Source organism: Bifidobacterium simiarum (assembly GCF_002802905.1).
In the GTDB taxonomy this organism is placed as follows: Bacteria; Actinomycetota; Actinomycetes; order Actinomycetales; family Bifidobacteriaceae; genus Galliscardovia; species Galliscardovia simiarum.
Genome location: NZ_PEBK01000007.1, coordinates 1 through 25,716 on the forward strand (window position 1 = coordinate 1; position 25,716 = coordinate 25,716).

General features: G+C 63.9%; 22 protein-coding genes and 5 tRNA genes. 10 read left to right on the top strand and 17 right to left on the bottom strand.

Translation table 11 applies throughout. The features are described from left to right. Positions 1-378 precede the first annotated feature (378 nt). The 3 genes from CSQ87_RS07635 to CSQ87_RS07645 all read right to left on the bottom strand — a co-directional run bounded on the left by CSQ87_RS07635 (position 379) and on the right by CSQ87_RS07645 (position 1,208). Complete coding sequence (locus tag CSQ87_RS07635; protein ID WP_100513290.1) at positions 379-891, bottom strand: nitroreductase family protein; 513 nt, start codon at positions 889-891, stop codon at positions 379-381. 112 nt (positions 892-1,003) lie between these two features. Further along, positions 1,004-1,079: transfer RNA gene (locus CSQ87_RS07640), tRNA-Phe, on the bottom strand. A 55-nt stretch (positions 1,080-1,134) separates the two neighbouring features. Beyond that, a tRNA-Asp gene (locus tag CSQ87_RS07645) sits at positions 1,135-1,208 on the bottom strand. A 323-nt stretch (positions 1,209-1,531) separates the two neighbouring features. On the opposite strand from CSQ87_RS07645, the gene galE reads away from it, so the two are divergent. From galE to CSQ87_RS07670, 5 genes are all read left to right on the top strand, one after another. Next, positions 1,532-2,545: a UDP-glucose 4-epimerase GalE gene (gene galE, locus CSQ87_RS07650; RefSeq protein WP_100513291.1), complete on the top strand. Its 1,014-nt coding sequence runs from the start codon at positions 1,532-1,534 to the stop codon at positions 2,543-2,545. Between the two features lie 188 nt (positions 2,546-2,733). Continuing rightward, positions 2,734-3,639 (top strand): tRNA (guanosine(46)-N7)-methyltransferase TrmB, encoded by a 906-nt coding sequence (gene trmB / locus CSQ87_RS07655; protein ID WP_423734784.1) that lies wholly within the window; start codon positions 2,734-2,736, stop codon positions 3,637-3,639. Positions 3,640-3,792: 153 nt separating this feature from the next. Beyond that, positions 3,793-3,864, top strand: a tRNA-Glu gene (locus tag CSQ87_RS07660). Between the two features lie 47 nt (positions 3,865-3,911). Then, a tRNA-Asp gene (locus CSQ87_RS07665) sits at positions 3,912-3,985 on the top strand. Positions 3,986-4,031: 46 nt separating this feature from the next. After that, positions 4,032-4,107, top strand: a tRNA-Phe gene (locus tag CSQ87_RS07670). Between the two features lie 363 nt (positions 4,108-4,470). On the opposite strand, the gene CSQ87_RS07675 is transcribed toward CSQ87_RS07670, so the two are convergent. From CSQ87_RS07675 to CSQ87_RS07685, 3 genes are all read right to left on the bottom strand, one after another. After that, positions 4,471-5,004, bottom strand: a complete 534-nt coding sequence (locus CSQ87_RS07675) for a low molecular weight protein-tyrosine-phosphatase (RefSeq protein WP_100513293.1) — start codon at positions 5,002-5,004, stop codon at positions 4,471-4,473. A 98-nt stretch (positions 5,005-5,102) separates the two neighbouring features. Then, positions 5,103-5,774 (bottom strand): dihydrofolate reductase, encoded by a 672-nt coding sequence (locus CSQ87_RS07680; RefSeq protein ID WP_100513294.1) that lies wholly within the window; start codon positions 5,772-5,774, stop codon positions 5,103-5,105. A gap of 77 nt (positions 5,775-5,851) precedes the next feature. After that, entirely contained in the window at positions 5,852-6,724 is an 873-nt protein-coding gene (locus CSQ87_RS07685) for a thymidylate synthase (RefSeq protein WP_100513295.1), read from the bottom strand. 278 nt (positions 6,725-7,002) lie between these two features. Here CSQ87_RS07685 and CSQ87_RS07690 point away from each other — a divergent pair, with 278 nt between their 5' ends. Next, positions 7,003-7,416 (top strand): OsmC family protein, encoded by a 414-nt coding sequence (locus CSQ87_RS07690; RefSeq protein WP_100513296.1) that lies wholly within the window; start codon positions 7,003-7,005, stop codon positions 7,414-7,416. A gap of 183 nt (positions 7,417-7,599) precedes the next feature. Here the strand turns inward: CSQ87_RS07690 and CSQ87_RS07695 are convergent, their stop codons facing one another. From CSQ87_RS07695 to CSQ87_RS07710, 4 genes are all read right to left on the bottom strand, one after another. After that, complete coding sequence (locus tag CSQ87_RS07695; RefSeq protein WP_100513297.1) at positions 7,600-8,673, bottom strand: universal stress protein; 1,074 nt, start codon at positions 8,671-8,673, stop codon at positions 7,600-7,602. Between the two features lie 176 nt (positions 8,674-8,849). Continuing rightward, on the bottom strand, positions 8,850-9,689 hold the full coding sequence (locus CSQ87_RS07700; RefSeq protein WP_165776795.1) for a C40 family peptidase: 840 nt from the start codon (positions 9,687-9,689) through the stop codon (positions 8,850-8,852). Positions 9,690-9,972: 283 nt separating this feature from the next. Further along, positions 9,973-10,806: a C40 family peptidase gene (locus CSQ87_RS07705; protein WP_100513299.1), complete on the bottom strand. Its 834-nt coding sequence runs from the start codon at positions 10,804-10,806 to the stop codon at positions 9,973-9,975. A gap of 117 nt (positions 10,807-10,923) precedes the next feature. After that, on the bottom strand, positions 10,924-11,877 hold the full coding sequence (locus CSQ87_RS07710; RefSeq protein WP_100513300.1) for a CHAP domain-containing protein: 954 nt from the start codon (positions 11,875-11,877) through the stop codon (positions 10,924-10,926). A gap of 333 nt (positions 11,878-12,210) precedes the next feature. Between CSQ87_RS07710 and serC the strand changes: the two genes are divergently transcribed. Next, positions 12,211-13,356 carry a phosphoserine transaminase gene (gene serC / locus CSQ87_RS07715; RefSeq protein ID WP_100513301.1) on the top strand — a complete coding sequence of 382 codons (1,146 nt, stop codon included), beginning with the start codon at positions 12,211-12,213 and terminating at the stop codon, positions 13,354-13,356. A 90-nt stretch (positions 13,357-13,446) separates the two neighbouring features. Here serC and CSQ87_RS07720 read toward each other — a convergent pair whose 3' ends face one another. Beyond that, complete coding sequence (locus CSQ87_RS07720) at positions 13,447-15,018, bottom strand: type I phosphomannose isomerase catalytic subunit (protein WP_100513302.1); 1,572 nt, start codon at positions 15,016-15,018, stop codon at positions 13,447-13,449. Between the two features lie 83 nt (positions 15,019-15,101). On the opposite strand from CSQ87_RS07720, the gene CSQ87_RS07725 reads away from it, so the two are divergent. Then, entirely contained in the window at positions 15,102-15,365 is a 264-nt protein-coding gene (locus tag CSQ87_RS07725; protein WP_100513303.1) for a DUF2530 domain-containing protein, read from the top strand. Positions 15,366-15,371: 6 nt separating this feature from the next. Here the strand turns inward: CSQ87_RS07725 and CSQ87_RS07730 are convergent, their stop codons facing one another. Next, entirely contained in the window at positions 15,372-16,670 is a 1,299-nt protein-coding gene (locus CSQ87_RS07730; protein ID WP_243388887.1) for a sensor histidine kinase, read from the bottom strand. 162 nt (positions 16,671-16,832) lie between these two features. On the opposite strand from CSQ87_RS07730, the gene phoU reads away from it, so the two are divergent. Then, a complete protein-coding gene (gene phoU / locus CSQ87_RS07735) occupies positions 16,833-17,531 on the top strand; it encodes a phosphate signaling complex protein PhoU (RefSeq protein ID WP_100513304.1) in 699 nt (232 codons plus the stop codon). A gap of 237 nt (positions 17,532-17,768) precedes the next feature. Here phoU and CSQ87_RS07740 read toward each other — a convergent pair whose 3' ends face one another. The 5 genes from CSQ87_RS07740 to CSQ87_RS07760 all read right to left on the bottom strand — a co-directional run bounded on the left by CSQ87_RS07740 (position 17,769) and on the right by CSQ87_RS07760 (position 23,458). Then, positions 17,769-18,506, bottom strand: a complete 738-nt coding sequence (locus tag CSQ87_RS07740; protein WP_100513305.1) for a phosphoglyceromutase — start codon at positions 18,504-18,506, stop codon at positions 17,769-17,771. Between the two features lie 155 nt (positions 18,507-18,661). Further along, a complete protein-coding gene (gene menA, locus CSQ87_RS07745; protein ID WP_100513306.1) occupies positions 18,662-19,885 on the bottom strand; it encodes a 1,4-dihydroxy-2-naphthoate octaprenyltransferase in 1,224 nt (407 codons plus the stop codon). A 205-nt stretch (positions 19,886-20,090) separates the two neighbouring features. Beyond that, positions 20,091-21,455 (bottom strand): C40 family peptidase, encoded by a 1,365-nt coding sequence (locus tag CSQ87_RS07750; protein WP_165776796.1) that lies wholly within the window; start codon positions 21,453-21,455, stop codon positions 20,091-20,093. Positions 21,456-21,508: 53 nt separating this feature from the next. Beyond that, a complete protein-coding gene (locus CSQ87_RS07755) occupies positions 21,509-22,234 on the bottom strand; it encodes a hypothetical protein (RefSeq protein ID WP_100513308.1) in 726 nt (241 codons plus the stop codon). Positions 22,235-22,246: 12 nt separating this feature from the next. Next, positions 22,247-23,458 carry a hypothetical protein gene (locus CSQ87_RS07760; RefSeq protein WP_133122373.1) on the bottom strand — a complete coding sequence of 404 codons (1,212 nt, stop codon included), beginning with the start codon at positions 23,456-23,458 and terminating at the stop codon, positions 22,247-22,249. 488 nt (positions 23,459-23,946) lie between these two features. On the opposite strand from CSQ87_RS07760, the gene CSQ87_RS07765 reads away from it, so the two are divergent. Beyond that, the gene (locus CSQ87_RS07765) at positions 23,947-25,671 is read left to right on the top strand and encodes an Ig-like domain-containing protein (RefSeq protein ID WP_100513310.1); all 1,725 of its coding nucleotides are present in this window, start codon (positions 23,947-23,949) and stop codon (positions 25,669-25,671) included. Positions 25,672-25,716: the final 45 nt, after the last annotated feature.

Below are 25,716 nucleotides of genomic sequence, written 5' to 3' on the forward strand. Positions count from 1 at the left end.
AAACCATGCTTGCGGGCGACATCGGGGATCTCCTTGATCGCACCGCGACCGAAGTACGCCGTCTGATTGAAAATCATCCTGTAGACCATCGTATTCTCCTTTGAGTGGTTGGTCATTCGTCGGATTTGCCGCATCCCACAGTGGATTCGACAACCGGTATTCATCGTACCGCCGATTTGATCGTTAAACTGTGAGCGTTCCCAAAATGTTGCGAGAATCCCGATAAGTGGGATGTGCGAGATCGGCCGAATGAGCCGCGACACTGCCGAAGCGCGGAATCACGCCACACCACGCCGTCACCGACAATGCCGCGCGCCCACGGATGGGCACATATTGGGATCGGTCGCACATCCCGAGCACATCCCATGTCCTCCCCGACTACCGGTATGAGACCAGTTCGTCCAGTGACTTGCGCTTCGCGTGCTTGGCCGACGGTTCGGTGTCGTCGGCCGGGTACCCGAGGTCCAGCATGGCCACGATCTCCTCCCCGTCCGGCACCGCAAACGCCTTTCGGGCCTTGTCCGGGTCAAACGCGTTGACCCAGCAGCTCGCCAGACCGGCGTCCGTGGCGGCCAGCATCATATGGGTCAAGGCGATGGAGGCGTCCTCCACACCGGACCCGTATCGACCACCGGGATAGGTATAGACGTCGTTGCGGGCGAACGTGACCAGCAGCACCACAGGGGCGCCATACCGGCATTCGGTCAGGGCGTCGACCGTGGCCAGACCGTCGTCGGAACGGATGACTGTGATGTGCTGTTCCTGCTGATCCACCGAGGTCGGCGCGATCCTACCCGCGTCGAGAATGCGCTCGAGCACCGGCTGCTCGACCTGCCGGTCGTCATACTTGCGGCATGCGTAACGGTTTCTGATGACTTCGTTGAATTCCATGGCGAATCCCCCAATCGACGGCCGCACGATGTTCGCGACCCCAATGCGGCACTATAATCCGTTAAATCGAAGGAAGATAACAAAAAAACCCGCGGAGTATTCCGCGGGTTGATGGTGGCTCCGAACGGCGTCGATCCGTTGACCTCACGATTTTCAGTCGTACGCTCTACCAACTGAGCTACAGAGCCAAGGGCGAACGGTTTGAAAAAAACCCGGCGAACCGGGCTGATCAATCCATTCAAGCGACTCCGACCGGACTTGAACCGGCGACCTCCGCCGTGACAGGGCGGCGCTCTAACCAACTGAGCTACGGAGCCATTTCCGCTGCGATCTCAAAACCGCAACGAATGAATATATTACTCGAAATCAAGAACAACGCAAGTCCAATCACACAATCGCTGTTTCGGGCGTGTCGCAACAGTCTCCAATCCTTGCAAAATCAAGCTTTTCAACCAATGCCACACCCCCTTCACGCAGGGGTGTCGCAACCGCGATCCGTGCGCTATACTGAAGATGTTCGAAAAAGTAACAAAAACGAGCACAAACGAACACTCGATGTGCGGGTGCCTGCGGCCAAGGAAGTGCCGCATCCCATGCGCACGACCCTGCCCACGGCTCGTTGCTATCAGAAAGGTGTGAGATGACAGTTCTGGTTACCGGAGGTTGCGGTTACATCGGCGCCCATGTGGTCCACGCGCTTCATCAGGCCGGAGAAAACGTAGTCGTGGTGGATGATCTGAGCTATGGCAAGCCCACCCGCATCGAAGGCTCCCGTCTGTACGGCATGGATATCTCCGCGCCGGGCGCCGGCGAGCGCCTCGCCGAGATCCTCGACGCCGAGGACGTCGACGCCGTCATCCACTTCGCCGCCCGCAAGCAGGTCGGCGAATCCGTGGAGAAGCCGCTGTGGTACTACCAGCAGAACATCGGCGGCATGCTCAACGTGCTCACCGGCATGAGCGAATCGAAGAAGACCCGCAAGCTCGTCTTCTCCTCCTCCGCCGCCACCTACGGCGTGCCGCCGGTCGACGTGGTGCCCGAGGACGTCGTGCCGATGCTGCCGATCAACCCGTACGGCCAGACCAAGCTGTTCGGCGAGTGGATGGCCCGCGCCTGCGAGGGCCGCTACGGCATCCGCTTCTGCGCCCTGCGCTACTTCAACGTGGCCGGCTGCGGCCCCGTCGAGCTCGAGGACCCGGCCATCCTCAACCTGATCCCGATGCTGCTCGACCGCCTGAAGAAGGGCAAGGCCCCGCTGATCTTCGGCGACGACTACCCGACCCCGGACGGCACCTGCGTGCGCGACTACATCCACGTCTCCGATCTGGCCGACGCGCATATCGCCGCCCTGCACTACCTCGACCGCGACGAGCGCAAGTACGACGCCTTCAACGTCGGCACCGGCGAAGGCACCTCCGTCCGTCAGATCGTCGACGAGCTCAAGAAGGTCACCGGACTGCCATTCGAGGAGCATGTGCAGGGCCGCCGCGCCGGCGATCCGCCGCACCTGATCGGCTCCCCGAAGCGCATCAACGAGGAGATGGGCTGGCACGCCAAGTACAACGTGGAGGACATCGTGGAGTCCGCGTGGAAGGCATGGCAGGCCAATCCCGAACACCATATCGACGTCGAGCATTGGAAGCAGACCGACTGATCGGCTGACAGCTCGATCGACTGATCGATCACCAGTCGCCGCAAGGCCGTCCGGCATTCGTCGGGCGGCCTTTCTTCGTCCGCCTTCGGTATCGTGGAGGTCACGAAACACCGCCGGGCAGCGAACGCACCGGCGGCATGACAGCGAACCGTATGGCAGCGAACCCGCATGACAGTGACAACGGAGGATTGATGAACGACCCGAATACCACGGCATCTGAGACCGCAACGCCCGAGACCACGAGCCCCGAGACCACCACACCCGATTGGCAGCCGGTCGAAGGCGCGATGCCGGGCACGGCGGGACCGGGACGCCGCCGGGAGCTGATGTCGTTCGTCCGCCGGTCCTCAAGGCTCGACAAGCGCCTGCAGAAGGCCTGGGACGCCTACGCATCGGAATATCTGCTCAACCTGCCGCAGTACGAGCACCGTGAGCTGTCCATCGACCCGGATTTCCGGTTCGACCATGATTTCGTCATCCGCACCTGGGGCAACGACCATCCCCTGACCGTGGAGATCGGCACCGGGCAGGGCGAGAACATCGTGGCGGCGGCGCAGACGAATCCGGACCGCAACTTCCTGGCCCTCGAGGTCTACCGCCCCGGCGTCGCGCACGCCCTGCTCAAGGCCGGCAAGTACGGTCTGTCCAATCTGCGCGTGGCCGAGGTCAACGCCCCCGATCTGATGAAGGCCGCTGAAACCGGACTGTTCGACGAGGTGTGGACGTTCTTCCCCGACCCGTGGCCCAAGACCAAGCATCATAAGCGCCGGATCGTCCAGCCCGCGCTGGCCGCCGAGGTGCATCGGGCGTTGCGGTCCGGCGGGGTGTGGCGCATCGCCACCGACATCGAGGACTATGCCCTGCATGTGCATGAGGTGATGGATGGACGGGACGATTTCGAGAACGTCGGCGGCATGACGGTGAGCCTGCCGACCGAACATGTAAGCAAGGGCACGGCCGACATGGCCGCACAGCTGCCGCACGCCGACTTCGCCGAATCGGAACGCTTCGAAGGCCGCGTGCTCACCAACTTCGAGAAGAAGGGTCTTGAGGCCGGTCGCGTGATCCACGATTTCACGTACCGGGCCGCGTAACACCGCCGGCCGATCGCGAACCGGCCGGTCGAGATCGGCCGAAATCCATGGGCGGGACCGCTCTCAGGACCGCCTGAGACCGTGCAGCATTCCGCGCGACACGCCGTATGTTGCACGGTCGGTCATTCTTCGGTATTGTCTATCGAGTTGTTCGCCCCCGTCGTCTAACGGTTAGGACATCAGACTTTCAATCTGACAACGAGAGTTCGACTCTCTCCGGGGGTACGAAGCGAAACCGTAAGGTTGAGTTTCATGAGTAGTTCACTACTTGTGGCTCCGTAGCTCAGTTGGTTAGAGCGCCGCCCTGTCACGGCGGAGGTCGCCGGTTCAAGTCCGGTCGGAGTCGCTTGAATAGTCTAGGCCCGGTTCATCCGGGTCTTCGATTATTCGCTGGCTCTGTAGCTCAGTTGGTAGAGCGTACGACTGAAAATCGTGAGGTCAACGGATCGACGCCGTTCGGAGCCACCACCAAGCCCGCCCCGTGCGGGCTTTTTTCATACATGTTTCATCCATGCCGATCATGCGCGCCATATCATACGCGTCCAGCAGACCGGACGTGGGCTCATTGGCTTGGCTCATTGGCTTCCCCCTTCGGGGGAAGCTGGCAGCCGCAGGCTGACTGATGAGGGGACAGCAACACAAGGGTTAGTCGCGTCCTGCGCGCGACTGGGGGCAGCCAAGGCAGTCTTCACTTAACCACCCCCAGTCTCGGTACTCTTCACCCTCACCTCATCCGTCTGACTTCGTCAGCCACCTTCCCCTCAAGGGGAAGGCAAAGAACAAGGGGATTAGACCGGAAAATCCATACGCCATAACGCGCTTCCGGTGGCGTCACTGCTGCAACTGGGTTTCGATCCAGTCAACGATGTAGGGGGCGACCTCCTCGATCTGGTCGATGGCCACCTCGAACTCACGCGGACCGCCGTACCAGGGATCCACCAGATCGATCTCGTCCTCGCGGCCGGGCTTCGGCTTCGGCAGGTTCGGGTCGAAGCTGCGGTACATGTGCACTTCGGCGCGCTTGCCGGCGGGCAGCTGACGTAGCAGCGCCCGCATGTGCGAAGCGGTCATCGGCAGGAACAGATCGGTCTCCTCGATCTCCTTGCGGGTGATCCGGTGTGCGAAATGATGAGCCGGCAGCTCGTATCCGCGCTCAAGCAGCACCTTGACCGCCCTGCGATCGATCGGATTGCCGTATTCCTCATCGCTTACGCCGCTGGACAGCACGCGCACCCGGTCGCCGAGCCCCCGCTCCTCGACCAGATGCCGCAGGATGATCTCCCCCATCGGGGACCGGCAGATGTTGCCGGTGCAGACGGTCATCACCGTGTACCTGTGGTCGTCGTTCCTGTGCTCGTCGGTCATACCTCACCTTTCCTTGATCGACGTCTTCCGCTCATTCAGCTTGATTCGGCCCGTTTTGGCTCATTCGGTGCAGCCCCGCTCGACGCAGACCGGTACGCTCACCGATCCACGCGCTCGTAGTTCACGAAACGGTATCCGCGGATGTCGCCCGCCTTCTCCGGCTTCATCCACCCGGTTTCGGTGGCCACCTTCCACGCGCCCTCATGCACCAGCGCGGCCAGATCGGGCGCGAACGTATCGGCGTCGAAATCCGCGTCGATCTCGGTGACGAAGGCCTTCGAGGCGAACGGCAGAGCCTGCTCAAAGATCTGCGCCCCACCGATCACCCAGATCTCGTTGCGTTCGATGCCGTCGTCGGGAATCGACTCCTGACGCGCGAGGTCCAGCGCGGCGTCGAGCGAATCCACCACGGTGGCGCCGACCGCGCGATACCGCCCATCATGGGAGATGACGATGTTGTCGCGGTTGGGCAACGGCCGGTACCGCTCCCCCAGCGACTCCCAGGTCTTCCGGCCCATCACCACGGGATGGGAGATCGTCAGACTCTTGAAATGCTTCAGATCCTCGGAAAGATGCCACGGCATCGTCCCCTCGAAACCGATCGCTCCCTCGCGACCGTCCTTCGACCGGGCCTGGGCCCAGATCAGATTCACCACGATGGGCCGAAGATCATCGTCGTGAAGATCCTCGTTCTCCCATTCCTCCTCAGAGCGCCCGGCGATACCGGGCTTGGGTTCGTGATAGCCGCTGCGGCTACTATCATGCTCCATGATGCATAACTCCTTACGCTGACAGTGTTCCTTATCGTAACCGTGAGAGAAGACGAGAGAAGACGTCCGGCAGTCCGTCAGACGGCCACGGGAGCCTTGATCGCCGGATGGTGGCGGTAGTCGATCAGCGAGAAGTCCTCGTACCGGTAGTCGAAGATCGAATCAGCCTTGCGGATCTCGATGCGCGGGTACGGATACGGCTCGCGGGAAAGCTGTTCGAGCACCTGATCGATGTGATTGTCGTAGATGTGGCAGTCGCCGCCGGTCCACACGAACTCGCCCGGCTCGAGACCGGCCTGCTGGGCCAGCATCAGGGTGAGCAACGAATACGAGGCAATGTTGAACGGCACGCCGAGGAACATGTCGCAGCTGCGCTGGTAGAGCTGGCAGCTCAGACGCCCGTCCGCCACGTAGAACTGGAACAGCGCGTGGCACGGCGGCAGGGCCATGTGCTCCACTTCGGCCGGATTCCACGCCGAGACGATCATGCGGCGGGAATCGGGATGGTTGCGGATGAGGTCGAGCACGTTCGCGATCTGATCGATGGTGTGGTTCGGGTCCTCGGGGGTCGGGGCCGGCCAGCTGCGCCACTGGACGCCGTACACCGGGCCGAGATCGCCGTTCTCGTCGGCCCATTCGTCCCAGATGTGCACGTTGTGCTCCTGCAGCCAGCGCACATTGCTCGATCCCTTGAGGAACCACAGCAGTTCGTAGGCCACGCCCTTGAAGTACACGGTCTTCGTGGTGACCAGCGGGAACGAGTCCTTGAGATCGAACCGCATCTGCTGGCCGAACAGGGAGATCGTGCCGGTGCCGGTGCGATCGGACTTCAGCGTGCCCTGCTCGAGGATTTTGCGGACCAGATCCTCGTACGGCGTGGGAATATCGGTTTCCGGACGGGCGGGGATGATGCTGCGAATGTGCGCGAGCTGCTGTTCTGTCAATGCCATGGGCACCAGTCTATCGGGGTCCATCGGCAGTGCTGGGCGATCGGCGGGGCGGGAGGATTGTCGTGACGGGAGATCGGCAGGACGGGAGATCGGCAGGACGGGAGATCGGCCGCATACTAACCGGCAGCATACGTAACCGGCAACATGGATGTGACGGACCCCATATTGCCTTGTCAGCGTACTTGGGTGGTCATGCGGGAGTTTGCGAGCGCCCATGGACTAGATTGGTAGGGGAAATACATCGTTATCGATGCATTACTAGGCACAAGGAGGCAAGCATGGGCAAGCGTATTTGGGTCGAGCGCAACAAGGACGGCTCCTGGGACGCGTTCTCGGAGGACGGCGCCCACATCAAGTTCGGCAAGGGCAAGGGCCTGTTCAACCCCGGTGATCTGATGAAGGTGGCTCTGGCCGGATGCGCCGCGCTGAGCAGCCAGTTCGCCATCGAGAACGCGCTGGGCGAGGGCAAGGGCGCGAAGATCTTCGTGGACGGCACACCCGACCAGAAGAACAACGCCTACAGCGATTTCAGCGAGGAACTGCACATCGACGCCTCCGGCGCCGGACTGCGCAAGGCGCAGGTGGATGACCTCAAGGAGCGTGTGCGTCGCCACGTCGAGAAGGGCTGCACCGTGCAGCACACCTACCAGCGTGAAACCCCGGTCGATCTCACCATCACCATCGACGAGTAGGACCTCTCATACATGTGCCCCCGCTGGCGGGGGCTGTCAGCTTTGCTGACTGGGGGTGGCCGAGTTCTTGATGATGAATTTTCATTCACCGTTACGATGAACTTGACCACCCCCAGTCCGTCTTACGACGGACAGCCCCCGCTAGCGGGGGCTCGGTGTATCATCGGCAGGCGATGCCTGCGGTTACGCCTTGTGCTCGGGATCGATCGTGGCCTCGATGGAGTGGGCGGTTTCCGGATCGGCGGTCGGCACGCTGACCTCCTGCACGCCGGAGATGTCGTCGATGGCCTTCGGGCTCACGTCGGCGGGCGAGGCCGGCACGGTGTCGAGACGGGACTCCGCGGCCTCCACGTACTTGCGCGGCACCACGTAGACCGGTCCCACCGAATGCTGCAGCAGGCCCTGGCTGGTGGAGCCGAGAATCAGACCGGTGAAGCCGCCGCGACCGCGGGAGCCGACGACGACCACGTCGTTGTTGTGGCTGGCCTCGGTCAGTGCGGTGACCGCGGAACCGGGCACCACCGACTTGGCGATCACCAGATCGGGGTAGCGCTCCTGGATCGGGGCGATACGCACGTCGAGATCCTCCAGATACGATTCCATGATGCTGTTCGCCTCGGCGCCGCCGGAGCCGCCGGACGCGAACATGCCCATGCCGCCGAAGCTCGGCACGGCGGAGAGCACCGTCAGTTGGGCTCCCCACTGGTGGGCGAAGTCGGCGGCGATGTCCAGCGCCTTGAGACCCCACTTCGATTCGTCGGAGCCGACGACCACGCGGGTGATGGTGTTGTTCAGGTGCATGAGGTTGCCGTCGTCGTCGGTGTACGGCACCACCACGATCGGGCAGTAGGCGTAGGCCGGCAGGCTGGAGCTGGTGGTGCCCAGCAGGCGTTCGGCGAGGCCGCCCTTGCCGCGGTTGCCGATGACGATCAGGTTGTAGTTGCGGGAAAGCTCAACGAATACGGAGCTCGGGTCGCCGGTGACGATCAGCGTGGCGGCCTCCACGCCCTGCTCGTCGGCGATGGCCTTGGCCTTCGACAGGATCTCCTGCGCGTCGGTGTGCGCCACGTTGTCGTCCCCCATCGCCGTGTAGGTGGCGTCGAACGATACCGCGGCATAGCTGGGCAGTGAATATGCGCAAACGATCTGCAGAGTCAGACCGGCATGCTTGGCGTAGTTCGCCGCCCACCATGTGGCCTTGTAGCTGGCATCCGAACCGTCCACACCAACAAGAATGGCTTTTTCGTTGACAGTCATGATGACCTCCCCTTGGAAAACCGTGAGCCCCGCGCCTATGCGTGGCTCTTACCTCCTAGGATAACGCCCGGAATCATGAAATGCACGTATGAAAACGCCCCAACCCGGTGTGGGGTTGGGGCGTGGAACGCATGCGATCGGGCCCATGCAACGGGCCTGAGGACTGCCGAAACGGACTAGTTCAGGGCGCCGCCGCCGATGAACGGCATGGTGCTCACGGCACGGACGGCGACTCCGCTACCGGCGGAATCGACCATCAGACCGTTGCCGATGTAGATGCCGACGTGGCCGGGATGACGTCCGGCGTAGTCGAAGAACACCAGATCGCCGTAGGCGAGCGAACCGGTGCTGTGCTTCATGTTGCCGGCGCCGCTGACCTTGGCGTACAGACCTTCCGGCGTATTGGAGTTGGTCGGCAGGCCGAGTGCGTAGTCGACCAGACCGGAGCAGGTGAACGCGGAGCTGGAGGTGCTGCCGGTCCACACGTAGCCGCTGGCACGGTAGGCGGAGCCGATCACCGACATGGCGCGACCGACGAAGGTGTTGTCGGATTCGCTCACCTCGGCGGCGCCGGAGTCCGCAGTCGCGGCCGACTCATCGGACGTGGAGTCGGTGGACGAAGACGAGGACGCGGAGGAGGACGTCGTGGATGCGCCGGTGGAGCCGGAAGCGCTCGACGTAGTGCTCTGCGCACTGCGCTCGGAGGATCGGCTGGCGGCTTCGATGTTCTGCTGGGCCTGTTCCTGAGCCTTCTTCTTGGCTTCGGCAGCGTCGCGCTCGGCCTTCGACTGGGTCTTGGGAACGTTGAGCGTCTCGATGCCGCCGTAGCTGTCATCGGTCTTCACGGAGGTGGACGTCGACTCCTTGAGCAGCGAGTCGTCACGGGTCTTCTGAGGGGTGAAGGAACGGGAGGAGGTCACCGCACCATCCTCCGCGGCGGAGGCGGTGGCCCCCGTAAACGAGATCAGCGTGCCGCTCATGGCAACCGCGGCCGCAATGGAAACAATCCTACGCATATATGTCATCGTTTCCCCACCCTACCGCACCGGAGGCGACAGGATCCGTCCGGACCGCGGATTTTTAGGGAATTTTAAGGTAAGCACGGCCATTCTGTAAGCCAGATCACATATTGCCGTCAGCAGTATGAGCCATGCGGACCGGACCGACAGGCATGGCCATGCACGGCAATGCGCAACCGCTTGCCCAGATCAGGGACCGCCACCGACGAAAAAAAGCGCCTCCGAAGAGGCGCTTGTAGACTATCGCTGTTATGGCAGCCGAAGAATCACGGCTCGAGGATCACAGCACGCGGCGGATGGCGTAGTTGCCACCGGGGAAGCCCCAGCTCACCGGGGTGAGCTGCGTGCCACGGCTCGGGTTCAGGGCGTTCATGATCATGCCGTCACCCACGTAGATGGCGGAGTGGGTGCTGTTGGCGAGGATGTCGCCGGGCTTGGCGTCGGCGAGGCTGGCGACCGGGGTGCCCACGGCGGCCTGTGCGCCGGAGCTGTGGGGCAGGCTGACGCCGAACTTGGCGAACACGTACATGAGGAAGCCGGAGCAATCCCAGCCGGACGGCGTGGATCCGCCGTACACGTAGGGAGCGCCCTGATACTGCAGTGCGGTCTCCACGACGGCCGTGGCGGTGCCGCTGGCGGGCGTGGTGGATGCGGCGGTATCGGTGACCGCGGCGGCGGACGACGAGGAAGCGGCCGCAGAGTTGGAAGACGAGGTCGTACCGGTGCCGGTACCGGTGGCGGCGCTACGAGACTGGGAGCGGCTGGCGTACGAGGACGTGGCCTGCTGCTGGGCCGCCTGCTGGGCGGCTTCCTGCGCGGCCTGCTGAGCCGCCTCGGCGGCGGCCTTGGCAGCGGCTTCGGCATCCTTCTCGGCCTTGGACTTGGTCTTCGGCACGTTCAGGCTTTCGATGCCGCCGTACTTGGTGGTGTCCTTCACGGAAGTCGAGGTCGACTCCTTGAGCAGCGCCGTGGTGCGCGACTCCTGTCCTTTGAAGGAACGCGAGGAGGTCACGACGGCAGCATCGTCCGCCATCGCGGCGGGAGCCACGAATGCGGAAAGAGAAACAACGGCGGCCGCGGCCGCGATAATCGAAACAGGCTTTGTCAGTGTCATTGGTTCACCACCATACCATCCGAACGGTAAATCGTTCGCTCACCGTCCGAAACAATCGGAATCGTCATCGGGAATTGCTACGAAAAAGCGGTTCCGAGGAACCGCCGAAAAGAACTGTCAGTAATGGATGTACTGGAAGTCGCTCACATTGGAGAACGTGCGCGAGAAGGACTTGCCGTTGTAGGTGGCACCGCATTCCGAAGTGATCACCTTGCCGTCCTTGATGGCCTCCACGATGGCCACATGGCCGTATGCGGAGCTGGCGCCTTCCTGACCGCGCTGGAAGACCATGATGTCGCCGACGCGCGGCGTGTTGTCCACCCAGTAGCCGAGCTCCTTGGCGGAGTTGGCCCAGTCCGCGCCGTTGCCGAAGTAGGAACCGACCGGCAGACCCAGCTGCTGACGGCGGGTGTAGGCCCACCAGGTGCACTGGGAGAACGCGTAGGCGTTGCCGGTGTCGCCCGAGGCATGATTCGGGTTGAATCCCTCGGGAATGCTGCCGGCGTCGCGATCCATCAGCTTGGCGACGTGGGGGTTGGCGGCCAGCGACTTCGACATCTGCGAGGTGTCGATCGTGTCGGCGGCCGAAGAGATGCTCCAATCGGCCGAGGTGTCGGCCACGGTGGTTTCGGCGGGGACGCCACGTTCCTCGGAACGGGAGACCATCACGCCGTCGCCGTTCTCCTGCGTGGAGACGTCGGATGCCGCCACGGCGTCGGCCTTGGCGATCACCGAGGTCTCGGCCTTGTCGGCCAGCGGCGTGACCTCACGGGAAACGTTGTTCGAAGCGTAGACGAAGCTCGACGCCGTGGCCGCGAGCAGGGCCAGCGAGCCGGCGGTCACGAACTGCTTCTTGTGGGCCCGCTGACGGGCGGCCTGACGGATGGCGCGACGCGTGTTCGGCGCCGCCTCGTTGAGCATCCGGGCCACTTCGGGCACCAGGGCAGCCATAGGAGCGTTGGCCTCCACCGCTGCCGCCGTGTGGGCGTCGCGCATTGCGCGGGTATGCCCCATCCTCACCACAACGGCGTTGCGCTGGGCATTGCGTGCCTTATGAGCCGCATGTCTCATTGCGAATCACTCCTTGGATATTTTTACCAAGTCGTCATCATAACCGTCTCATATTGCGACGGCAACTTGATGTAACCGATCGGAAGGTACTACCGTGTAGAGTTCGATCATCAAGCATCAAGCAGGCTTTCAGCTTTCCTCCAGATTCCCCGACGTCGTCCCCACTGGCCAAATCCGGACGAAATACAGTATTTACCAAGGAAAACTCCATCGCTCCGTCACATTTGCGCACAACATCGATCATCCGGCGCGATCGGATTTTCCCCCGGATCCCCAAAATGGAGAAGATCTCATTATTCGAGAAGATACACTGGTCTGACTACGCTCGACACCATGATCGAATCCGTGAAAATTCCCGCTTCCCTACTGCCCGAAGACGGCCGATTCGGCTGCGGTCCGAGCAAGATCCGCCCCAAGCAGGTCAAGGCCCTCGCGCAGGCCGGCACCACGCTGCTGGGCACCTCGCACCGTCAGTCGCCGGTCAAGCACGTCGTCGCCTCCATCCGCGAGGGACTGGCCGACTACTTCTCCATCCCCGACGGATGGCAGGTGGCGCTCGGCAACGGCGGCGCCAGCGCCTTCTGGGAGATGGCCTGTGCCTCGCTGATCGCCCGCAGGGGGGCCTTCGGCTCGTACGGCTCGTTCAGCGGCAAGTTCGCCGCCAGCGCGGCCAAGGCACCGTTCCTCGAAGAACCCGTTATATATAAAGGTGAATACGGCACCTGCGCGCTGCCCGAATACACCGAGGACGTCGACGTCTACGCATGGGCGCACAACGAGACATCCACCGGCGTGATGGCGCCCATCCGCCGCGTGCGCGGCAGCGTGGAGCAGGGTGCGCTCACGCTGATCGACGCGACCAGCGGCGCCGGCGGCCTTCCCGTCGACATCGCGCAGACCGACGCCTATTACTTCTCCCCGCAGAAGGTGTTCGGCTCCGACGGCGGCCTGTGGATCGCCATCCTCTCCCCCGATGCCATCGAGCGCGCCGCCACCGTGGAGCAGAGCGCCGAACTGGAGGGCGCGCGCCGCTGGGTGCCGCCGTTCCTGTCGCTCACCAAGGCACTGGAGAACTCCCGCAAGGATCAGACGCTGAACACCCCGGCCATCGGCACGCTGGTCCTGCTCGATGAGCAGGTGAAATGGCTCAACGAGCACGGCGGCCTCGACTGGGCCACGAAGCGCTGCGCCAAGTCGGCGGGCATCCTGTACTCCTGGGCCGAACAGTCCGATTACGCCACGCCGTTCGTCAAGGACACCGCGATCCGCTCGAACGTGGTCGTCACGATCGACCTCGACGAGTCGGTCAGCGCATCCGCCGTGGTGTCGGCCCTGCGCGACAACGGCATCGTGGACACCTCGGGATACCGCAAGCTGGGCCGCAACCAGCTGCGCATCGGCGTATTCCCCTCGGTCAAGCCCGACGACGTGGAGGCGCTCACCCACTGCGTGGACTACGTGGTGGAGCATCTGCACTGAACACCCAGCGATAAGCACTCAATCGCTGAGTGTTCGGTACCACTGAGCACTCAGCCCTAAGGCACCGGATTCCGATTCCGGACCGAGGACCTATATGCCGGTGGAGGCCATCAGCAGGTTTCCACCGGTTTTTTGATGCCCGATCGACTCCGACCCGCCCCCAACGCCGGTCGAATTTCCCGCGCCGGTCATATTCCCCGCGCCGGTCACGCGCAACAGACCGTCGTCGGCAGGTACGAACACGCCCTCGCCGCGACGAAGCGTCATCCGACGGACGTCGTCGGAGCGTTCCGTCTCGCAGCACAGGGAGCCGTCCACGCACACCACGATCCGCGGCCGATCCTGCGCCAGCACCGGCAGCGGCCAGTCGGCCACCCGACCGGCCTCCACATGCCCGTAGGTCAGGCTGAACTCGTCGATGCACGGATGGTACAGCGTCAGCCCCCGATGCGGGTCACACCGCGCGGGCCTCCGCGCGCCGCCTCCCCGCCGTTCACCGTCCCGGACGGTATACGGCACGACGGGAGGGACCGGCGCCGTATTCAGCGACCGGAGCAGATTGGGGACGTCACGGTGCTTGACCGTCAGCCCGGCACGCAGCACGTTGTCGGAATTCGTCATGATCTCGGCGGCCAGCCCATGGATATAGACGTGCGGCGTGCCGGGGGGAATGGACACCGACTCCCCCTCGCGCAGACGCACCGGATTCATCATCAGCAGACACAGGGCGCTGGCGTCGCCGGGAAACGCCTCCGCGGCCCGCAGCGCATTGGCCAGCATCCGCGACGTCTCCGACGCAGCCGATGCCCCGGAACGCGATCCGGAAGACGACCCAGTCGGCAGTCCGGTCCCGCCCCCGGCGACCTGCCCGGCATGGTCCCCCAACCGGGACACCGCCTCGCGCAGCACCGTCACCGTATCGACGTCGCGCCCGTACATGACCGCGAGCGCAAAGGCCCGGAACACCCGTCTCGACGTCTCCGACCATACACGGGCCGATTCGGGCATCATCCGGTCGATCACCGCCATCGTCGGCTCCGCCGTCCCGACCGCCGAACGATCGGCGGGACCGGTCATCGATCCCGACTGCAGGATGTCGGCCATCGCCCGGGCCAGCGGATGCCGTACCGATCGCAGGGCCCGGATCTGCCGGCTCACCGGCGCGAACCCTACGGAGGCGTCGAACGGTTCCAGGGCGACCACCATCTCATGCTTGCCCTGCATGTCCCTGAACGACCGGGCCGGATCGTCCTGCGGGATGCCCGCCGACTGTTCCCGGTGGAATCCACGGCGGGCTTCGAAGTCAAGGGGATGCACCTGCAGCGACAGCGGCATGCGCACCGCGATCACCTTGAGCAGGTACGGCAGGGTCGGCCCCCAGTGGCGCGAGGCGGTCTCGCCGAGCATCGGACCGGGGTCGCCACGCAGCAGATCGGCCAGCGGCATCCGCCTTGTTCCCCGCCGGGCGCTACCGACGAGGACGTCCGAGGTCATCGATCGCTGCCCGTGCGCGCTAAACCACATTTCGGCCAGCGGCTCCCCCGTCATCGCACCGACATCGATCGGGCCGTCACCTGCCGTCCCGGCCGCGCCGAACATCGTCTGCAGACGGTCATACGATCCCCATGCGTACCACTTCGGCACCGGTAGTATCGGGACCATGACTCCCCCTTGCACCTCGCCGAATCGACTGACGGACCTGACGGACCCCACACAAGGTTACCCTGAGTTGTATGGTATTGCCTATGAAATTGGCACCTATTCTCGACCCAAACGCGCGCAAGCCGGGTCCCAAGCCCGCGCAGGTCGACCTTCACAAGGTGTTCTTCATCGGCACGGCGATCTGGCTGCTGCTGGGCATCATCTGCCTGGCGCTGGTAATCGCCGGCCGTCATATGGTCAGTGCGCTGGTGGTGTGCATCGCCGGCATGATCATCGGCATCCTGCTGCTCGTCTGGGAGCATTTCAACCGCTGGAACTACCGGCGTCTGGCCAATCAGAAGCAGTGACCCCGCTTACTGGGCCAATGGCAGCACGAACGTGAACGTACTGCCCTTCTTCGGTGCGCTCCAGACCGACACCGACCCGCGGTGGGTCAGCGCCACATGCTTGACGATCGCCAGGCCCAGACCCACGCCGTCCTTGGTCCGTCCCGTCTGACCGCTGCCGCGATAGAAGCGCTCGAAGATGCGGGACTGCTCGTCCTTGGCGATGCCGCATCCCTGATCGATCACCCGCACCACCGCATGACGCCCGTCCTTGGTGGGGGCGACCGCGACGCCGACCGACGCTCTGGCCGGCGAATATTCGATGGCGTTCTGCACCAGTTTGACGAACGCGCCGCGCAACTGGTCGGCGTCGCCGTTGACCATGATGCCCTCATGCCCCTTGACCACCACACGCACCTGATCGGCCTCGGCCTCCGCGGACACCGTCTTCACGGCGGCGTTCACCTGTGCGAGCAGGTCGATCCGGTTCTCGTCGTCGGGCACGATCTTGCCCTGGGCCTTGATGAGCAGCAGCAGGTCCGACACCAGATGCCCCAGATGATCGGCGTACCCGCGCACACGGCTGGCGCCGACCAGAATGCGGTCGATGTCCACCTCGTCGTTCTCGAGGTCACGGCCGAGGATCTCCAGTTCCCGGGTCGGCTTGAGCAACTGTTCGGTCACGTTCGCCACGAAGTCGTCACGCACCTGCGCGAACCGCTTCTCCTCGCTGACGTCGTTGATCAGCACCACGACCATCGTCTTGGACATCTTACCCACCGTCACCTCAAGCCAGTTGGGCCGTGACGCGGACTCGGCGGCGTCCTCCCGCCACGATTCGTCGCCGTGCTCCCGGACCTCGGCCTCCTCCATCATCGGGCCGACGAACTGGGCGCACGTCTGGGTCACCACCTCGGCCGACCGCTTGCCGCCGTGCTGGCGGACGTCGTCGATCATGCGGGCGATCTCGTCGTTGACGATGCGGTCGTCGGCCACCACGCCGAGCCGATAGGCCACCGGACCGGTGCGCAGCACCTCGCCGTCCTCGTCCACCACCACGGAGAGCATCGGGACGAGGGAGAGCAGTCGGATGGTCTCGTAGTCCATCTCGTCGTCGTCCTCGTCGTCATCGTGTTTTCTGCGCGACCGGCGGAAGGTGAGCACCGCGCGCCAATGCGCGATGCGGTCGGTGTTGATGTATTTCGAGATATACGGGTAGCATGAGTTGTACAACCGAGTGATCAAGGCGAAGATCGCGATGATGATCATCACCCCGAAAATGGCGAGGATCATCATCGAAGCTGCATCGAGTCTGTCTGTAGGCACGTTACCCATTGTGGCACGCATCAAAGATGAACGTGCAGTGAACAAAGGGATGAACACTCAGACAACTGGGGGTTTACTCTGCGGGTCCGTTTCGGGCCGGATGCCGTCTTCACCTAGAATGGGAACGGTTGCACCCAGACTATATGGAAAGGCAATGAGAAAATGCGCGTTATTTTCAACGAGGAGCTGAAGCAGGTGGCCGACGACCTCGATCGTATGGCGCAGGAGGTGCGTACGGCGATTCTCGGTGCCGGCAAGGCACTGCTTGAGTCCGATGTTGAGGCAGCTCAGAATGTCATCGACGGCGATCTCGAGATCGACGCCCTGGAAACCAGCGTGATCAACCAGTGCGTGCAGCTGCTGGCCAAGCAGGGACCGGTCGCCACCGATCTGCGCGTGGTCGTCTCCACGCTGCGCCTGGCCTCCACCTTCGAGCGTATGGGCGATCTGGCCCGCCACGTGGCCGAGATCTCCCGCCGCACCTATCCGGAATCCGCGCTGACGCCGGAGACCCGCGGCATCTTCGAGCAGATGCAGGCGTTCCTGGATAACACCACCCAGAACCTGATCACCGCCCTGTCCACCCGCGACGAGAAGCTCGCCGAGCAGATCATCATCGACGACGACAAGCTCGACGATCTGCACCACCAGATCTTCGACATCGTCAACGGCGAGAACTGGACCGGCAACACCCAGCAGACCATCGACGTGGTCCTGCTCGGCCGGTTCTACGAGCGTTTCGGCGACCACGCCGTGTCCACCGCCCGTCGTCTGGTCTACATCGTCTCCGGCTTCGACCCTTCGAAGGAGCCGAAGGGCAAGGCTGACGCCGCCAAGGACCCGTACCTGAGCGCCAACTGATTCCACCGGCTCCGGCCATCTCATCGGTTAAGCGAAACCCTCCGCGGGCAGTGCCCGTCGGAGGGTTTTTCGTATCCGCTGCATACGCACGCTCCGGATATGACAAGGGCCGCACCCCGAATGTTCGGGAATGCGGCCCTGTGCAGATCTGACGGATCAGATCTGATCGGTCAGATCATCTGACCAACCGATCAGATCAGCCGGAAGTCATCCGGGAGGATCATCGCGATCGGCGAATCACTTGCCCTGGTTGGCGACGGCGGCGGCACCGGCGGCGGCGGCCTCCGGGTCGAGGTACTCGCCACGCGGCTTGATCGGCTTGAAGTTCTCGTCAAGCTCGTAGACCAGCGGGATGGCGGTCGGGATGTTGACCTTGGCGATCTCCTCTTCGCTCAGGCCGTCAAGCATCTTGACGATGGCGCGAAGGCTGTTGCCGTGGGCGGCGATCAGCACGGTCTTGCCGGACTTGAGCTCGGGGATGATCTCGGACTCCCAGTACGGGGTCACACGGGCCACGACGTTGGCCAGAGCCTCGGTCTCGGGGACCGGGTCGCCGGCGTAACGCGGGTCGTTGTTCTGGGAGTACTGATCGTTCGGATCGATCTCGGGCGGCGGGGTGGCGTAGGAACGACGCCACAGCATGAACTTCTCGTCGCCGAACTCCTGACGGATCTCGGACTTGTTCTTGCCCTGCAGGGCGCCGTAGTGGCGCTCGTTGAGGTGCCAGCTGCGCTTGACCGGGATCCACAGACGATCGGCGGCGTCAAGGGCGATGTTGGCGGTGTTGATGGCGCGACGCAGCAGGGAGGTGAAGACGATGTCCGGAAGGACGTTCTTCTCCTTGAGCAGCTCGCCACCGCGCTTGGCTTCGGCTTCGCCCTGCTCGGTCAGCGGGACGTCCACCCAGCCGGTGAACTGATTGGTCTTGTTCCATGCGCTCTGTCCATGACGGAGCAGTACTAGTTTGTAAGTCATACGGCTCAGTCTAGGCGACCGATGGGACGAGCGACAGGGCGGATTCCACGATATTTCAGCCCGTGGAACCGTTCGCTTGCCGTTCGGCGTCCGTTTGGTCTCCGTTTGCGATCCGTTCGCCCGGCACGTCGGTACGCAGCCGCCGGACCACCCCGCTACATCAGGAACGACAGCGTCCAATACTCGGCGGCCAGCACCAGCGAGGAGATCGTACACAGCGGCAGGGCCGGGCGGAATCGCCGACGATGCACGGCGACGATTGCGGCCGCGCACAGTCCCACGAACACGGCCAGCAGCACGATCGACGAGTAGTACATGACCGTCTGCGTGTGATACCAGGCCGTGCCGCATGACTCGACGGCATGATTCAGATCGCCGTCCGGGTATGCCACACCGCAGTCCGGCCCGAGGGCGACCACCTGCCATGCGTAGCTCGCCCGGAACAACAACAGTGTCATCGCCGCCGCACCGGCCAGTAGCACGTCGAGCAGGATCCTGCCGCCGCGCTCCCCCAGCCGCACCGGCCAGGTGCGCTTGCCGTGCCGACGGTCCTCGTCGACGTCACGCAGATTGTTGACGGTGAGCACCGACACGGCCACCAGCCCCACGGTCACGCCGCCCCAAATGCCAGAGAGCGACACCGTGCCGGTGAGGGCGAACTGCGTACCGATCGTGGCCACCAGACCGAAGAACACGAATACCGACACCTCGCCCCAGCCATGATAACCGTAGGGATGGCGGCCGCCCACGTAGAACCATCCGGCCAGCAGACAGGCCACGCCCACGAGGATGAACCACCAGTATCCGGTGAGCGCCACGACGCCGAGACCGGCCAGACAGGCCAGCGCCGCGCTCACCCCCGCGGCGATCAACACCGTTCGCGGCGGGACGCCGGAGGCGACCAGACGGGCCGGGGCCGGGCGCGATGCGTTCGCCGCCGTTCCCCCGCCGGTCTGACTGACTCCGACGGCACGTCCGACCACGCCGGCATTCCCGATCGTGCCGGCACGTCCGACCACACCGGTACGCCCCTGATCGACGCCGCGCACGCCGTCGGAGTAGTCGTTGGCGAAGTTGACTGCGATCTGGAGGAACAGCGCCACCAGTGCGCACAGCACGGATACCGCGACGAACCATCCGACGGAGGTGGAGCAGGCCCCTTGGGTCGAGGAAGCCATCGCACCGTTGACGACCGAGTTGACGGTACCGTAGGCCTCCGGACGGCCGCCGAACGTCGGGCAGGGCGGATGATCGACGTCCCCGCCCTGCGAATACGAGAAGACGCCCATCCACGATCTGGCCACGCCGATCAGCACGGGAGCGAGCGCCAGTGGCAGGGTCTGCGGACGCATGCCGCGAATCCAGGTCGAAATGCTCATGGCACCCGAATATACGAAGCGGGGCTGCTGTGCGGCCCCGACACGCTTACGGCGTGCGGTATCTGCACAGCAGCCCCACATGGTTTTAGGCCGTCCGGCAGTGGCCTATCTGCCGTCCGGCAGTGGTTTATAGGCCGTCCGGCGTTTTACGCGATGCCGTCCACCCCGCCTTCGCAAGACCATACGGGACGGCATCGCGAGTCGATCAGGAGAACGGGCGGGAGACGGCCCACGGCACGCGACCGCCCTTGAAGATGCTGTTGACGCTCACTCGCGGCACGTCGGCCTCGATCACCATATCGTTGCCGAGGTAGATCGCCACATGGCCGGGGTAGAAGATCAGATCGCCGCGCTGACGCTGGGACAGCGGCACGCGCGGGAAGCGCTTGTCTCCCGAAAGGTTGTTGGCGTCATGGCTGTGCCACGGATCGTACCAGTGGTTGTACGGATTGTATTCGGCCATGTTCATGCCGGTGGCGTACAGCGACTGCATCACCAGTCCGGCGCAGTCCACGCCGACTCCTGGGGCGAGCGCGTAATCCCACACGTACGGCGTGCCCATGTAGTCGTAGGCGCGGCTGATCATCGCCTCGATCGCATCATGGCGGCTGGCGGTGACGCTGAGCCGCGAGGGCGACGCGTAGTTCCACGGGGCCGGACGGTTGAACGTGACGCTGCGGGAGCTGACCTGGAAGTACTGCGGCTTGTTCTGCCAGCCGTACTTGTCGGTGGCGCCGTTCTTCGGGTTGAACCAGCGGCGGTACCCGTCGATCATATGGGTGCCGGAAAGCCGGGCGCCGGTGCGCTTGTCGAAGTAGCAGTACCGGTTGCCGATCTTCTGCCAGCCGGAATGGCGGTATCCGCTGCCGGATTCGAAGTAGTACCAGCTCGCGCCGATCTTCGCCTCGCCGAAGACCTTCTTGCCGTTGCGGGGATTGAAGTACATGGTCCGGCCGTTGGCGAGACGGATCCATCCGGTGCGGCGGGCGCCGGTGCGGTTGTCGAGATAGTAGACGCCACCGGCGATGCGCTGCTGGCCCTTGAGCGGCACGCCGTTTTCGATGTAGTACCACTGGCCGCCATCCTGCTGCCAGCCCACGGTGGTGGATTCCGAGCCGCGGCCGGTCGGCGTGTTCGGCTGATCGCTGTTGGTGTGTTCAGTGCTTTCGCTGCCCTTGCCGTATTCCAGTTCGGGTGTGGAGGCCGACGACGATCCTGACGATTCGGTTCCGGCGGCCGGCGTCTGCGTTGGCTGGGACTGCGTCGACTGAGACTGTGCCGACTGGGACTGCGTCGACTGAGACTGCGACGGTGACGACGACTGGGTCTGTGCGGTGTCGGTCTGTGCGGTTTCGGTCTGCGCGGTCTCGGTCTGCGTAGTGTCGGTCTGCGTAGTGTCGTTCTGTGCGGCATTACCCTGCGCGGTGTCGGCGAGCGCCGACGGCAGCAGCATCGACAATGCGCACACGGTGATCGCGGAGGCGACCGCCGCCCGTACGGCGGACCTGCCCTTCGGCCCGCGGTGAGCCCACCGACCGGTCTGGTTCTGGTGATCGTTCTGTGTTCTCATGATTCTCTGTGCTCTCATGATTCTCATCCCTTTGGCGCTCACGGATCCGGCAATTACCGTCCGGCCGCGAACATCAGCTGCACGCCGACGTTGTCGTTGACCGACCAGGTCATCGTCACGCCGTCCCATGAGGCCGATTGCAGGCCGTCATTCATGCCGGTGGCCTTGACCCGGTTCAGCACGGACTGCGGCACACGCGTTTCGCGGACCGCGCACTGGTAGGTGCGCTTGTCGGAGTCCTTGCCGGACATCAGGGTCAGCGTTTTGCCGCCGGACTCGCCTACCAAGGATTCGGTGGCGGTGGAGCCGGTGAAGTTCACATGCGGGTTGCAGGCCTGATCGGCGTGCTCCAGCAGTTTCGCGCCGGACACTGCGGCGGAGGCGGCTGACGACGATGCGGTGCCGTCGTTCGATGTGGAGGCGCTATCGGCCGTGCTGCCCGCTGCGGCCGCGTCATCCGTTGCTGCCGCGTTGTCCGCCGCCGAACCGTCCGACGACTGCGAGGTCGTCGATGCCGCGGCACCGGTCGTGCCGGACGGCGTGGCCGAGGCGGCATGGCCCGCACCGCGCGTGGCGGCGAAGGCGAATCCCATGCCCACGGCGAGCATGATGATCACGGCGGCCGCGATGATCACCGCGAGCAGGGTGCGCCTGCCCGGTCGGATGGCGGTCTCGCCGGTCGCCACGTTGCCGGTCGCCGTACTGTCGGTCGATGCGATGCCGGGCGCCACGCTGCCTGATGCGCTACTCGGCACGTTGTTCGGATTCTGGCTGCTCATGTCGCTCACCTTCTAGTACAGCGAGGTCCACGCGACGTGCTCGCCGCGCCAGCCGGCACGGACCACGGCGTTGTATTCGCTGAGGCTGGTGGTGTAGACGTGTTCGCCGCTGTTGCGGTTGTATAGGCGGTAGACGTTGCGCACGCCGGCCTTGGGCACGCGCCATGCCACGCCTTCGGCCCTCCAGCCGAGCTTGACCAGATGGTTGCGTTCGGCGAGGTTCATCGTCCACAGATGGTTGCCGTCATGCCGGTTGTACACGCGGTACACGGGCGAGCCTCCCCGGCTCACGGCCTTGAACGACACGCCTTCGTAGCGCCAGCCGAGGCGGACGAGCGAGTTCTTCTCGAATGCGCTGGTGGTGTAGTGGTGCAGGCCGGAACGGCGGTTGTACACGCGGTACACGGGCACGGCCAGCGAGGCGTCCTCGTCGTCGTAGCTGACGGCGAGCCGGGCCGGGGAACCCTGCGCGTTGACTCCGCGGGCGGTCAGGGCGATGGTGATCGTGGCATTCGCATAGCCGGCGTTGTGGAAGTAGATCCAGTTGGATTCGGTGCCGGCCGCGGCTCGGCATGCGGCACGGGAGCACAGATCGGCGGTCCGGTTGCCGAGGAAGTAGTCGCCGTAGACGCCCTGTGCGGCGCGGTGGGTCAGCCACGCGCCGAATCCGCTGGGGCCGGCCCAGGTCGGACCGCCCTTCTGATCGCCGAGGAAGCCAGCGTAGGTGTAGCTGCCGGAGGTCTCGCCGCCGCCCAGCTGACCGTAGGCGGAGATCACGAATGAGGGACGGGTGCCGCTCATCGTCTGCGCGCTGGCGATGCGGAACCGTCCGGTGTGACGCGGCGCAAGCGTGACGGTGTAGGTGCGCACGGTCTGCGTCTGGCGGCTGCCGGACGAGGTGATCAGACCGCCCTGACCGTCGGCCTGATACTGTTCGCGCATGCCGCTGCGGGCGTCGGCCGCGCCGGCGTCACGCAGGGATCCGAGCTGGCATTGTTCGCTGGCCGTGCAGTTGAAGGCTCCGGCGCCGTGACTCTTCAGGTAGTCGGCGTAGGTGGTGACGCCGGAGGCGAAATCCTTCACGGCATCCCAGGAGTTGGCGGCCGCGGAAGATCCGCCCTGCACTGACTGGCTGGATTCGCCGGACTGGGTGCCGGTCGCGGCCGTGATGTCACCGATCGCGTTGCTGGTTTCGGCGCCGGTCGCATCGGACGATCCGACCACGACACCCAACCCCTTCGACGGAAATTCGGAAGCGGTCAGATCAGACGCCGCGGCGGACGCGGTTCCGACCGTTCCGGTCGTCTCATCGGCCGACGCGATCCCGTTCGGCACCCCGAACGACAACGCCAGCGCGGCCGCACAGCATACGATGATTCCGCTTGCCACGGGGAAGCGGAGCGAACCCCTCGATATCTCACTCACACGCGAAACATACCCCCGACCCGCAGACATTGTCCGGCATGCGGATGGGGCGGTGGCGGCAGATGCGTTGCGGGACGGAAAGTCTAGAGCGAAAAGAGGAAACCCCGGCCTGGAAAACGGCACTGCCGAAGACGACCAGCACGAAGGCTACTACCATGAGCGGCAGAGAAGAACACCATTACGAAGGAGTCATGATGAGGTTCGGATTCCGCCTATTGCGGCAGGCCTCTCGCCAACCGCTATCCCATGCCATGCGCCGATCATTCGCCGGTATGGCGACGGCGGTCATGATCGTCACGATCGGCATCGGCCCGTCCACTGCGACCGCACAGACCACACAGACCGCTGCCGCCATACCGACGGTCACGGAGGTGCCGACCACAACCGTACCGGTCACGACCACGACCGGCGATGCCGCCGCGGCGACATCGGGCACGGCGATGTACCGCATGTACAACCGCAACTCCGGCGAACACTTCTACACGAGCCGGGCAGCGGAGCGCGACTATCTGGTGAAGGTCGGCTGGCGATACGAAGGCGTCGGCTGGTACGCCCCGACCACGGGCGATCCCGTCTACCGTCTGTACAACAGTCATGCCGGCGATCACCATTACACGAAGAGCGCGGCCGAACGCAATTATCTGGTGAAGGTCGGCTGGCGATACGAGGGCATCGGCTGGCGGTCGGGCGGATCGATTGCGGTGTACCGTCAGTACAACCGCCACGCCCGCAGGGGATCGCATAACTACACGACCAGCAAGGCCGAGAACGACATGCTGGTGCGGGTCGGTTGGAGGGCCGAGGGCATCGGCTGGTATGCGGCCGGTCTTGGACACGGAGCCAACGTCACGCCGGGAAGCAGCAGCAAACCGAATACCGGCAGCAACAGCAGCGGCAGCAACAGCAAACCGTCGAATCCTTCGACCAGCAAGCCGATCTCCGTGCCGTGGAACAGCACCACCCAGAAGGTCAGGCCCGGCAAGACGCTGAATCTCAACGTCGCCGGGCTCAAGGGCGCCACATGGACCAGTGCCCGTCCGCAGGCCGCCACGGTGAACCAGAACGGCGTGGTCACCGGCAAGGTCGTCGGAGAAACCACTATCATCGCCAAATTAGGGTCGCAGACGTTCTCCTGCAAGGTGATTTCCATCTACGATTACCGACTGTATCTGCTCAACGACTACGCCCATATGAACCGGGTCGATGGCATGGGCGTCTTCGCCTTCGTCAAGACCGACGATCCGGAGCCGCTTGATATCGGTTTTGACAACAGACAGTCGCCCAACGCCGGCGCTCCCGCGCAATTCGACGATATCAGCCAGCAGATCATCGAAGAGACCGTCAGCAACTATGCGAGGGTCAAAGGCGGCTATGTGTACCTCACCTACGCAACAAAGGGAGCGAATACATTTCTCCTGTCACGTGTCCGGGAGGACCAACACCAGTATTCGGCGGATCGCTTCAAACTGGCTTCGATCACCATGGATTTCGCCGACTATGACACCGCGGAGAACCAGTGGATCGACGGGCTGATCCGGGACCATACGAAACCCGGAATGACTCCGGTCGAAAAGATGAATGCCATCGCCGACTATCTTGGACCATTCGGCGACTCCGGTTTCACCTACAACCTCAGCTACATAGATGAGAATTCCCGGCAGCACGCGGCCATGCTCGCCACCGGACCGAAGATGAGCAAGCAGCCGTTCTGGCAGCGCAAGTACTGGGATTCCGCCGTCTCCCCCGGAGCGCTGGCCGACATCGCCAATCGCATCGGCGGCTGGGACGGCAAGGCCACCAGCATGTACCACAAGTACCAGTGGGGTTCCACGGACTGGCAGCGGTGGCACTCCTACGCCACCGCCACCTACCACGGCAAGGAATACCGCTGGTCGGTCTGCCCGGATGATTTCACGGGCGTGATCACTTTGCCGAAGCTGGACTTCACCAACCCCTCGTGGATGTACCCGGTGACGATGGAGAAGATGCCATCCGAGTTGAGCCATTTCTGAGCCGGACAGTCAATCGGACAGTCAAAGGCATCGATTACAACCATG

Excerpts from the sequence above, each read along its gene's own strand:
- CSQ87_RS07725 (WP_100513303.1), top strand. The coding sequence starts at position 15,102 with ATGAAATTGGCACCTATTCTCGACCCAAACGCGCGCAAGCCGGGTCCC.
- CSQ87_RS07685 (WP_100513295.1), bottom strand. The coding sequence starts at position 6,724 with ATGGCATTGACAGAACAGCAGCTCGCGCACATTCGCAGCATCATCCCC.
- CSQ87_RS07690 (WP_100513296.1), top strand. The coding sequence starts at position 7,003 with ATGGGCAAGCGTATTTGGGTCGAGCGCAACAAGGACGGCTCCTGGGAC.
- menA (WP_100513306.1), bottom strand. The coding sequence starts at position 19,885 with ATGAGCATTTCGACCTGGATTCGCGGCATGCGTCCGCAGACCCTGCCA.
- CSQ87_RS07755 (WP_100513308.1), bottom strand. The coding sequence starts at position 22,234 with ATGAGCAGCCAGAATCCGAACAACGTGCCGAGTAGCGCATCAGGCAGC.
- CSQ87_RS07705 (WP_100513299.1), bottom strand. The coding sequence starts at position 10,806 with ATGACACTGACAAAGCCTGTTTCGATTATCGCGGCCGCGGCCGCCGTT.
- CSQ87_RS07675 (WP_100513293.1), bottom strand. The coding sequence starts at position 5,004 with ATGACCGACGAGCACAGGAACGACGACCACAGGTACACGGTGATGACC.
- CSQ87_RS07695 (WP_100513297.1), bottom strand. The coding sequence starts at position 8,673 with ATGACTGTCAACGAAAAAGCCATTCTTGTTGGTGTGGACGGTTCGGAT.
- galE (WP_100513291.1), top strand. The coding sequence starts at position 1,532 with ATGACAGTTCTGGTTACCGGAGGTTGCGGTTACATCGGCGCCCATGTG.
- serC (WP_100513301.1), top strand. The coding sequence starts at position 12,211 with ATGATCGAATCCGTGAAAATTCCCGCTTCCCTACTGCCCGAAGACGGC.
- CSQ87_RS07750 (WP_165776796.1), bottom strand. The coding sequence starts at position 21,455 with ATGAGAACACAGAACGATCACCAGAACCAGACCGGTCGGTGGGCTCAC.
- CSQ87_RS07720 (WP_100513302.1), bottom strand. The coding sequence starts at position 15,018 with ATGGTCCCGATACTACCGGTGCCGAAGTGGTACGCATGGGGATCGTAT.
- CSQ87_RS07710 (WP_100513300.1), bottom strand. The coding sequence starts at position 11,877 with ATGAGACATGCGGCTCATAAGGCACGCAATGCCCAGCGCAACGCCGTT.
- CSQ87_RS07765 (WP_100513310.1), top strand. The coding sequence starts at position 23,947 with ATGATCGTCACGATCGGCATCGGCCCGTCCACTGCGACCGCACAGACC.
- CSQ87_RS07635 (WP_100513290.1), bottom strand. The coding sequence starts at position 891 with ATGGAATTCAACGAAGTCATCAGAAACCGTTACGCATGCCGCAAGTAT.
- CSQ87_RS07680 (WP_100513294.1), bottom strand. The coding sequence starts at position 5,774 with ATGGAGCATGATAGTAGCCGCAGCGGCTATCACGAACCCAAGCCCGGT.
- CSQ87_RS07700 (WP_165776795.1), bottom strand. The coding sequence starts at position 9,689 with ATGCGTAGGATTGTTTCCATTGCGGCCGCGGTTGCCATGAGCGGCACG.
- CSQ87_RS07740 (WP_100513305.1), bottom strand. The coding sequence starts at position 18,506 with ATGACTTACAAACTAGTACTGCTCCGTCATGGACAGAGCGCATGGAAC.
- phoU (WP_100513304.1), top strand. The coding sequence starts at position 16,833 with ATGCGCGTTATTTTCAACGAGGAGCTGAAGCAGGTGGCCGACGACCTC.